Annotated in this window: 2 protein-coding genes; both read right to left on the bottom strand. The window is 66.2% G+C overall.

Annotated elements, in window-relative coordinates; all coding sequences use genetic code 11:
* The coding region (locus ACWEOE_RS41830) for a beta-ketoacyl synthase N-terminal-like domain-containing protein (RefSeq protein WP_452019362.1) at nucleotides 1-964 on the bottom strand (964 nt) is incomplete at its 3' end.
* Nucleotides 965-1006: 42 nt separating this feature from the next.
* Nucleotides 1007-11554: an SDR family NAD(P)-dependent oxidoreductase gene (locus ACWEOE_RS41825; protein WP_452019360.1), complete on the bottom strand. Its 10548-nt coding sequence runs from the start codon at nucleotides 11552-11554 to the stop codon at nucleotides 1007-1009.
* Nucleotides 11555-11571: the final 17 nt, after the last annotated feature.

The raw sequence follows: 11571 nt of genomic DNA, 5'->3' as shown, positions 1-11571 counted from the left end.
GAATCACCCGCTGCTGCGCCAAACCACTCGGCGCCGTCAACCCATTCGACGCACCATCCTGATTCACCGCAGAACCACGAACAACAGCCAACACCGAATGCCCACACCGCCGAGCATCCGACAACCGCTCAACCACCAACACACCAACACCCTCGGCCAAGCCTGTGCCGTCTGCCGAGTCGGCGAAAGACCTGCAGCGGCCGTCCGAGGACAAGCCGCCCTGCCGCGCGAACTCCTCGAACGTCAGTGGCGTCGGCATCACGGTGACACCCCCGACGAGTGCGAGGTCGCAGTCACCCGAACGCAGTGCCTGACCCGCCTGATGCAACGCCACCAACGACGACGAACACGCCGTATCCACCGTCACAGCAGGACCCTCAAAACCGAAGACGTAGGCCACCCGGCCCGACATCACGCTGGCAGCGGCACCGGTGCTGCGGTACCCGTCGAGCTCGACAGCGTTGAGTCCAGGCCGTTCGCTGTAGCCCAGCTGATAGCCCCCGACGAAGACACCACTCTTGCTGCCCTTCAGCCCGGCTGGGTCCAGTCCGGCGTGTTCGAAGGCTTCCCAAGATGTCTCCAGTAACAACCGCTGCTGAGGATCCATCACCAACGCTTCACGTGGCGAAATCCCAAAGAAGTCCGCATCGAAATCGGCGGCATCGTGCAAAAAGCCACCACGCCTTGAATATTCGATGCTCGTAAAAGCTGGGTCCTCGGCACGCGGCGATCTTGCCTCCCAGCCACGGTCAGCCGGAAAATCGCCGATGCCCTCACCTTCCCCGGCCACCAAGGACCACAGGCCTTCCGGCGACCGGACCCCGCCGGGAAATCGGCACGCCATCCCGACGATCGCCAAAGGTTCACGTCCTCGCGACTCCGCTTCGCGCAGTCGCTCCCGAGCCGTGACTAGCTCACCTGTGGCCTTCTTGAGGTAGTCGAGGAGCTGCTGTTCAGTAGCCATGATCAATTCGTCCTGTCGGAATGCGGATGCCGAGCCGGTTCATCACTGTTCGTCGTCGAGAATCGCGAAGAGATCCTCGGCCGTAGCCGATTCCAGAGACGTCTCTCCATTGCCGATGCTGTCCGGATGAGAATTCAACTTTTCAAGCATATTCCTCAGGCGCCCGGCCAAATCCTGCCGCGCCGAATCATCGAGGTATGCCGCCGAGAAGACTGCCTCCAAACTGTCAAATTCCGCAAGCACGGACGTCGACGGAATTTCGCGAGGTGGATCCGATACGAGGTTCAGCAGAAGGTGCTCCGCGAGCGTGACAGGACTCGGATAGTCAAACACCAAAGTGGGCGGCAGCCGCAGTCCGGTCTCGGCGACGAGCCGATTGCGGAGCTCCACCGCAGTAAGCGAGTCGAAGCCCAGCTCCCTGAACGCCTCGCCAGGGTCCAGCGCCGCACTGCCGGTGTAGCCGAGCACTGCTCGGGCCTGCCCCACCACCAGGTCGACCAGGGTTTCTTTCCGAATGTTCTCAGGCAGCCGCGCGAGCTGGTCACGAAGCTCTGAGCTGTCGGTGGTCGTGGCCGCCAACGCCCTGGGTGCGCGGCTCGGGAGCACCCCCCTCAAAATCGGAGTTACTTCGTCGCCGCTCAGCCGTTTGGTATCCAAGCGCGCGGCCACGATCGCCGGAACGTGTTCTTCCAGTGCCCGGTCGAGCAGCGCGAGGCCTCGCTCATTGGACATCGGCACCATCCCCGAGCGGGCCATCCGCTCGAGGTCACGTGCTGCGAGCTCTGCAGCCATTCCCCCCGAGGGCTCCCAGGAACCCCACGCGAGCGACACGGCCGGCAAGCCGAGTTCGTGCCGGAGCTCCGCCAGCCCGTCCAGAGCCGCATTGGCTGCGGCATAGTTGCTCTGCCCCGGCCCTCCCAAAGTGCCGGAGGTCGAGGAGAACATTACGAAGGCGGCCAGTTCCCTGCCCTCGGTCAACTCGTGCAAGTGCCACGCCGCGTCAAGCTTCGGCCCCAGCACGGTGTCCAGGCGCGATGGGCTTATAGCTCCGATGACGCCGTCATCGACCACACCCGCGGTGTGCACGACTGCGGTGAGCGGGCACTCGGCCGGGATTGCCAGCAGCAGGGCTTCGACGGCGTTCCGATCAGCCACGTCGCAGGCGGCCACGGAGACCTGGGCACCCAGTTCGGTCAGTTCCGCGACGAGCTCCGATGCACCCGGAGCCTCGCTGCCTCGACGGCTTGCGAGCAGAAGGCGCCGAGCACCGTGCTCAGCCACCAGGTGCCGGGCCACAAGCTTGCCCAACCCACCTGTACCTCCCGTGATCAGGATGGTGCCGTTCGGGTCGGCCCCCCACACCGAAGAGCCGAGCTCGGACGAAGGCCGCTTGACCAATCGTGCCTTGAGAAGCTCTCCATCTCGGACGAGCAGCTGGGGTTCGTCCGAAAGGACGATCGCGTGCAGGGTGCTTTCCGGCAGCCATTCCGAAATCGGCTCTGCTCCGGATTCGGTGTCCCCACCCTTGCCCCGGCTTGTGGAGATGTCGACCAGCTTCAGCCGGCCGGGATTTTCCGACTGCGCGGAACGCAGCAGACCCCACACCGAGCGGGCCGCGACATCCGGTCCGGCATCGAGGGAGCCGCCCGTCAGGCCGGAGGTGAAGGCGTCGTTGGTGATGACCATGAGCAAGGAGTCAGCCCATCGTTGGTCAGACAGCCACAACTGCACCTCACCCAGCACCTCGGTGGCTGCTTCGCGGACGGCACGGGGGACATCGTGGTCGTAGCGACGTGCTACGGGCAGGACGATCACCTTCGGCGCGGGCTCATCGTCTCCGACGACGACACTCAATTCGTCCATCCCGGCCACGACTCGGGCACCTCGGAGCGCTCCGCGATCAGGCCTCTCGCCGGTAGATCGAGAATCCACAATCACCCACTCGTGAGCCTCTGGCAGCCCGGGCTGCCCGCTGCTCGGCAGGGGCACGGGAGAAGCTGCGCCTGCAGGGACCCAATCCGCCGAGAAGAGGTCACCTCGCCGATGATAGGCCGCCGCCGTCGCCCGGCTCGCATCGAATTCGCGGGTACTCGCCGCACCGATCGTGGCGACCAGCTGCCCGCGGACATCGGCCAGAGTAACGGCAAGACTTTGCTCGCCCTCTCCCGAGACCCGCACCCGGACCGTGCGTGCTCCGACTGCGTGCAGGGTGACTTCACTAAGGTTGAACAACAAACGCGTGCTGACATCCGGTTCGCCCGTGAACGAGCCCGCTTGAAGCGCAGCATCGAGTAGAGCCGGATGGAGGCCGAATGAAGCCGCCCGGTCGTGTTCGGTTTCCGGCAGCTCGATATCCGCGAAGACCTCGCTGCCGCGCCGCCATACCCGCGACAGACCCCGGAAAACCGGGCCGAGGCTGATCCCGGCTTGCACAAGGCGTTCGTAAAACCCGTCGACAACGATCGGCTGCGCGCCTTCCGGCGGCCATACGCGAGCGAACGCACTGTCCTGCACCGCCTTCGTGCCCTGTGCTACGGCAGTCAGGACAGCCGCGGCGTGCGAGGTCCACTCCGATGTCTCGCCCCCGGCTTCCTCCATCCGGGAATACACCCGCACCTGCCGGCGACCATCGGCCGCCGCTCCCTCGACCAGGACTTGCACCTGCAGAGCTCCGGGCTCGGGCAGGACCAGCGGGGCTTGCAGCGTCAGTTCTTCCACTCGGCCGCAGTCGACTTGTTCTCCTGCTCGGAGCACCATCTCCAGCACAGCCGTGCCCGGGACGATCACCTGACCTCCCACGACGTGGTCGGCCAGCCAAGGCTGCGCCGCAAGCGACATACGGCCGCTGAAGACAATGTCGTCCGAAGCCGGCAGCTCGATCATGGCGCTCAGCAACGAGTGGTCGATCGATCCCAGCCCTGCGGCGGACACATTGCCGGAGCGGCCGCTGGGCTGAGGCCAGTACCGCTCCCGCTGGAAGGCGTACGTCGGCAGTTCGACGAGCACGCCAGTCGGTGCGGGCAGCACTGCACGCCAGTCGAGACTCGTCCCGTGAACATGCAAATCAGCCGCAGAGTGAAGGAAACGGTCCATTCCCCCCTCCCCACGCCGTAGTGTGCCCGTCGCGTGGGCTTGAACGCCCGCGGATTCGAAGGTCTCCACCAGCGCAGTGATCAATACGGGGTGAGCACTGGCTTCCACGAACGCGCGGAACCCCGAATCCAGCGCACCGCGGACAGCCCGTTCGAACTGGACGGGTGTTCGCAGATTCGCGTACCAATACTCGGCGTCCATCGCACTGCCCTGGATCCCCCGGCCCGTGACCGAGGAGAAGATCGGCACCTCCGACGCCCGCGCCACCACTCCGGACAAGCCGGCGAGCAACTCCTCCCGCACAATCTCGACGTGCTCGTTGTGAGAGGCGTAATCCACCGGAATGAGGCGGGCCCGCAGGCCACTGTCCGTCATCCGTTCCACCAGAGCGGCCACCTCGTCCGGGTCGCCCGAGACCACCGTGGACGTCGGGCCGTTGACCGCCGCGACCGCGACGCGGCCTTGGCACTCCTCGAGCAGAAGAGCAGCCTCGGCCGCGCTGACCGGCAGCGACGCCATCGCGCCCCTCCCGCTCAGCGCCGTCAGCGCGCGCGATCGCAGCGCCACCACCCTGGCGCCGTCCTCGATGGACAGCGCACCCGCTACGCACGCTGCGGCGATCTCCCCCTGAGAGTGACCCACAACCGCTTGGGCGACGACGCCCGCGTCCTGCCACATCCTCGCCAGGCTGACCATCACCGCCCACAAGGCAGGCTGAACGATGTCGACCTTCTCCAGCGACGACGGATCCGTCAGCACCTCACGCAAGGACCAGGTCACCCATGGCGCCAGCGCGCCCTCGCACTCTCGCATCGAACGCGCGAAGACCTCCGAAGAATCCCAGAGCTCTTCGGCCATCCCCTGCCACTGAGAGCCTTGACCAGGGAAGACGAAAGCGATTTTGCCGCCCTTGCGCGCCACGCCCGAAACCACTCGCGCATCGGGCACACCTTGAGCGAGAGCCGACAGCCCCTCGATGAGCTCGTCACGCTCGCGGCCCACCACGACCGCGCGATGCTCGAAGACCGAGCGGGCACCGGCCAGGCCACTGCCGACCTCGGCCACACCCAGCTCAGGACGCTGCCCGACGTATCCGGCCAGCCGGACCGCCTGGTCGCGCAACCCGGCCTCCGAGCGAGCCGAAATGATCCAGGGAACCACCTGCCCGGCAGTCGGGCCGGGCTTGCGACCGGTCTCCTTCGCGACGATGTCAGGGGCTTGTTCGAGGATCACATGCGCGTTCGTCCCGCTCACCCCGAACGACGACACTCCCGCGCGGCGCGGATGTCCCGTCTCAGGCCACTCCGTCTTCGCCCCCACCACCTGCATTTCGCCCGCCGACCAATCGACGTGCCGCGAGGTCTCCCCGACGTGCAGACTCGCCGGGACAACCCCGTGTTGCATCGCCATCACCATTTTGATGACCCCTGCGACGCCCGCGGCGCCCTGAGTGTGGCCGATGTTCGACTTGACCGACCCCACCAGCACCGGCCGATCAGCCGGCCGGTCCTTCCCGTAAGTAGCCAGCAGCGCCTGAGCCTCGATCGGATCACCGAGAGTCGTACCGGTGCCGTGAGCCTCGATTACGTCGACGTCGGCCGCTGAAAGATCCGAGGCACTCAGTGCCGCACGAATCACCCGCTGCTGCGACGAGCCATTCGGCGCCGTCCATCCATTCGACGCACCGTCCTGGTTCACCGCAGTGCCCCGCACCACCGCCAGCACGCGCCGCCCTTGTGCCACGGCGTCGGACAACCGCTGCAGCACAAGAACACCGACGCCCTCGGCAAAGCCAGTACCGTCCGCCGCGTCGGAGAACGACTTACACCGGCCATCAGGCGCCAAACCACCCTGCCGGGAAAACTCCACGAACAGCTCCGGCGTCGCCAGAACAGTCACCCCGCCGGCCAGCACCAGATCGGACTCACCCGAACGCAACGACTGCGCACCCAAATGCAACGCCACCAACGACGACGAACACGCCGTATCCACCGTCACAGCAGGACCCTCAAAACCAAACGAATACGCCACCCGACCCGACAACACACTCGACAGGTTGCCCATGCCGACCCGGCCGTCCAGTTCGTGTCCCGAGTCAAGGAGCAACTGGCTGTAGGTCTGGCTCGTCGTCCCCGTGAATACACCGGTTCGAGTGCCGGCCAGCGTCTTCGGGTCGATATCAGCCCGCTCGAGGGCTTCCCAGCTGCTTTCCAGCAGCAACCGCTGCTGCGGGTCCATGCTCAGCGCTTCACGGGGGGAAATCCCGAAGAAGCCCGCGTCGAACTCCGCTACGTCGGACAGGAAACCTCCTGATCCCGTAGTCGACGACTCCGCCAGATCGGCGAGATCCCAACCACGATCACGCGGGAACCCACCGACGGCGTCGACCTCGTCACGGACGACGTCCCACAACTGATCGGGAGAGGCGACGCCACCCGGCAGACGGCAGGCCATGCCCACGATCACCACCGGATCACCGACAACCGGCCGCGATACCGAAGCATTCGTCGGAGCTGCCGGTTCCTCGTCTCCGAGCAACCTTGTCAAGATGTGCTGCGCGAGAGCTGCGGGAGTCGGAAAATCGAAGGTGGCCGTGGCGGGCAACCTCAAACCCGTCACCTCACTGAGGCGGTTGCGCAACTCGACTGAAGTCAACGAATCGAAGCCGAGGTCGCGGAACTTCCCGTCGGCGTCGACGTCCCCGCCCTGCGCGTGCCCGAGCACGGCAGCTGCCTGTTCACAAACCAGATCCGCCAGGAGCGCGAGCCGGTCCCCGGCAGCGGTGGCACGCAAGCGACCGAGTAGGCCTCCGGCCGCTTCTTCGGCCGTAACCGCACGCCGGGTAACGCCCTTCACCAGCACCCGCAGCAAAGGCGGCACGGTCCTGCCGTCTCGCCATGCCGACGGCTCAAGGCCGGTTGCCACGGCAACCGGATGGTCGGCCCTCAGCGCCGCGTCGAACAACGCGAGGCCCTCGTCCACCGTCAACGGCGGGAAACCCGACTGCTTCAACCGCTCCATGTCACGCGCGGACAGACCGCTCGTCAGCCCGACGTCCTGCGTCCAAGTTCCCCAGTCGACAGACACCGCGGGCAGGCCGGCGGACCGACGCAACTCGGCCAGTGCGTCGAGGAATGCGTTACCCGCCGCGTAGTTGCCTTGCCCGGCGCTGCCGATCACGCCCGACAGCGAAGAGAACATCACAAAAGCCGCGAGATCGATGCCGGCCGTCAGTTCGTGCAGGTGCCAGGCACCATCCGCCTTCGGCTCCAGGACGCGATCGACTTGAGCAGGTGTCAGCACCTCGATTGTGGCGTCATCCAGCAGGCCAGCTGCGTGCACCACGGCAGTCAGCGGATGATCTGCGTCGATACCCGCCAAGAGCTTCCGCACCGAGGTTCGATCGACGACATCGCACGCCACGAGCTCGACCTGGGCACCCAGCTCATTGAGCTCTTCCAGCAGTTCGGGAGCACCGGACGCGTCTGCGCCGGACCTGCTCGCCAGCACGAGCCTTCGCGCTCCGTGCTGCAGGACCAAGTGTCGCGCCAGCACGCCACCCAGTCCTCCAGTACCGCCGGTGATCAAGACCGTTCCGTCGGGGTCCAGGGAGCGCGGCATGGTCAGCACCACTTTGCCCACGTGCTTCGCCTGGCCTACATAGCGGAACGCGGCAGCCGCCCGGCTCACCGGCCAGGTGGTGACAGGAAGCGGCTTCAGTACACCTGCGCGCATGAAGTCCACCACCCTCCGCAGGATGTTGTCCAATCGGTCGACACCTGCTGTCATCAGGTCAAACGGCTGATACCGCAGTTGCGGGTGCTCGGCTTCGAAGAGATCCGCAGGCCGGATATCGGTCTTGCCCATCTCCAAGAACCGGCCACCGGGTTTGAGAAGCCGAGCCGAAGCATCCACGAACTCACCGGCCAGCGAATTGAGCACGACGTCGATGCCGCTCGCTCCTGCCACCCGGCCGAACTTCTCCTCGAACTCGAGCGTGCGGGAAGAGGCAAGGTGATCCTCTGCTACTCCAAGTGACCGCAGGACACCCCACTTCTGCGGGCTGGCGGTCGCGAACACTTCCGCTCCGAGATGGTGAGCCAGCTGGATGGCTGCCATACCGACCCCACCTGTGCCGGCGTGGATGAGTACAGTCTCACCGGGCTGCAGGCCCGCGAGGTCGACGAGGCCGTAGACGGCGGTGGAGAACACAACCGGTACCGAGGCCGCGGAGCCGAAGCTCCAGTCGCCGGGCAACGTGGTGAGCAACCGTTCGTCCGTGACCCCGATCGACGCCAACGCACCGGAGAACAAACCGCTCACGCGGTCTCCCGGCACGAACCGGCTGACGCCAGGGCCGGTTTCGAGAACAACACCTGCAGCCTCCGCGCCCAACAAGGAGTCCTGCCCGCCGATCATGCCGAGCGCATTGACGACGTCCCTGAAGTTCAAGCCTGCCGCCCGGATTTCGACGCGCACCTGGCCACGTTCGAGCGGTGTCATCAGTTCCGGTGCCGCGCGGCAGACCAACCCCGACACGCTGCCCTTGTCCGGAACCGTGAGCCGCCAGGACGGTTCGTCCGGTGAGATAAACGAGGGCGACGACGCCTCCTCGGCGCGTACGAGCCTCGCGTGGTACACCCGCCCGTCACGAACGGCCAGCTGCGTCTCGTCCGAACCGCGCAGGGATGAGAGGGTCTCGCCAAGTGCGCTCAGCCCGGTCTCCCACGACAGCCCCGGGTCGAGGTCGACCACCAGCAACCGGCCGGGGTTTTCACTCGCCGCGGACCGCAGCAAGCCCCAGACCGACGCCGCGATGATGTCCACCCGCCGGTCGCGCCCTGCTTCGACAAGGACAGCCGATCGCGTCGCCACGACAAGCCGGGACGTCTCACATCGCTCGTCCGCAAGCCATGTCTGAAGGAAAGCCAGTACACGCTTCAGGGTCTCGTGCGCCGCGTCGGCGGCCGAGCCGGCGCCTTCGGTACGCACCGGTAGCACGACCACGGCCGGCACTTCCGTGATATTCGTGAAGAATTCGGGACCCGAAGCATCCTCGGCGACGACGGCAAAGGAGACGTCGTCGCCTCGCTCAGGCAACCCTGTCGCCGGGATCCAGCCGACGCGCAGGAGCTGTCCGGCGGCAGCTCGGACATCCCGCGCCACGAGCTGGTGCTCGTCGATCGGACGCGAGACCAGGGCATCGACGACGGCCACGAGACCGCCTCGGGCGTCAAAAACCGTGACGGCGACAGAGCTTTCCGAGACAGGATGCAGCCGCGCACGTACGTCGAGCGCTCCGGTCGCCCGCAGGCGGACGCCCTGGATCTCGAACGGGAGGACACGCCTGCCCGGCGCCAGCAGCATGCCCGCCTGGAAGACCGAGTCGAGCAAAGCCGGATGCAATCCGAAGTTCATTTCGTCCGAAGCCGACGAATCCGGCAGACTCGCCTCGACGATGAGGTCACCCTCATCCCACCACGCGGACCGCAGGCCTCGGAACGCCGGACCGTATTCGAAACCTTGAGCCGCAGCCGCCGGGTAGAACTCCGAAAGATCGATCGGCGATGCCCCGGCAGGCGGCCACGCATCGGCGAGATCACCCGGCACGGCCTCCGCTGCTACGGAGCGCAGCAGGCCACTTGCGTGGCGGGTCCAGATACTCTCGTCGCCGTCGGGACAAGAGTAGACCGAGACGGCGCGGGTGCCATCCGGTGTCGGACCGTCGACCGTGATCTGGATCCTGACCGCGCCATCCTCAGGCAGGATCAGTGGCCGGTGCAGAGTCAGCTCCTCAACGGCTTCGCAGCCGACCGAGTCGCCGACCTGGAAGAGCATCTCCACGAAGCCGGCAGCGGGCAGCAAAACTACGCCCTGGACGGCGTGATCGGCGAGCCACTGGTGGGTCGAGCGCGACAACCTGCTGGTGAACACGAATCCGTCCGAAGCCGGGAGAGCTGTGACCGCGCCCAGGAGCGGATGGGACACCTCAGTCATTCCAAGTGCGCCGGCATCGCCGGCCCGACCGCCCTGGCTCGGCCAGAACCGCTGCCATTGGAAGGAATACGTCGGCAACGGCACAGGGCGAACCGGCCCGTACACCCGAGCCCAGTCGACAGCAGTGCCGGATGTGACCAGCGCTCCCAGCGCCCGGGTGAGAGCGATAATGCCCGTCTCGTTCCTTCGCAGGGTCGGCACCGCGTAAATATCAGCACCCAGCTCATCCGCTGTCTCCTCCACCGGAACCAGCAGTACCGGGTGCGCGCTGACTTCGAGGAACGTCCGGACGCCCCAGGTCACGAGCTCTTCGATCGCCGGCCCGAACTTCACCATCTCACGAAGGTTTCGGTACCAGTACTGCGCGTCGAGCACCGAGGTGTCGGAAATCCAGTCGCCCTGGACCGTCGAGAAGAACGGCAGACGGGCTGGCCTGGGGTGCACCGGAGCCAACGCGTCGAGCAGCTCGTCGCGCACCCGTTCCATCCCCGCGGTGTGGGATGCGTAATCCACGTTGATGCGACGCCCGTCGATCTCTTCTGTCTGGCAGTGAGCCACCAAGCGATCGAGTGCCGCGGTGTCTCCCGCCACCACGACCGAGTGGGCACTGTTCGTCGCCGCGATCGAGAGATTCCCCCCGACTGCCGACAGCAGTTGTTCAGCCTCCTCCGGCGACACAGCCACCGAGACCATGCCTCCGCTACCGGCGAGCATGGCCAAGGCCTTGCTCCGCAGCGCCACGACGCGCGCGCCATCCTCCACCGACAGCGCACCCGCCACGACCGCCGCAGCGACCTCACCCTGCGAGTGACCGACCACGGCACTCGGCTGAACACCCCAGGACTCCCAGACCGCTGCCAGCGAAACCATCACGGCCCACAGAACCGGCTGCACGACGTCCACCCGAGCCAGGGCAGCCTCGTCATCGAGCACCTCGAGCAAGGACCAGTCGGTGAAGCGAACCAGCGCCGACGCGCACTCTTCCATCCGAGAAGCGAAGACTGCCGACGATGCCAGCAGGTCACGCCCCATTCCGACCCATTGCGACCCTTGCCCCGGGAACACGAAAGCCAGACGACCGGCCTCGTCTCGGAACGAGCCGCGGATCACCGACGCCGACGCAGTCTTCTCATCGATGGAGTCCAGGCCTTGGAGCAATTCCGTTATCGAGCCACCCATCACCACCGCGCGGTGCTCGAACAGCATTCGAGTCGTCGCCAGCGAAATTCCGACCTCGGCAGCCGTCAGATCCGGCCGGGCGCGGACCCAGTCCGCGAGGCGATGGGCCTGAGCGCGCACCGCGGCCGGAGAACGACCCGACAGAACCCACGGCACGACACCGTCGACGGAAGGAGCCGCCTTCCCGGAGGTCCCGGTCGGCTCTCCATCGAAGTCAGACGCAACCTCGACCGGAACGACCGTCTCGGTCTCGTTGGCCGGGTCCGGGCCCTGCTCGATAATCACATGAGCATTCGTCCCACTCATCCCGAACGACGACACCGCCGCCCGCCGCGGAC

The organism is Amycolatopsis sp. NPDC004368 (genome assembly GCF_053602515.1).
Note: the sequence above shows the minus strand (reverse complement) of the source record. Positions and strands in the feature narration are given on the sequence as shown.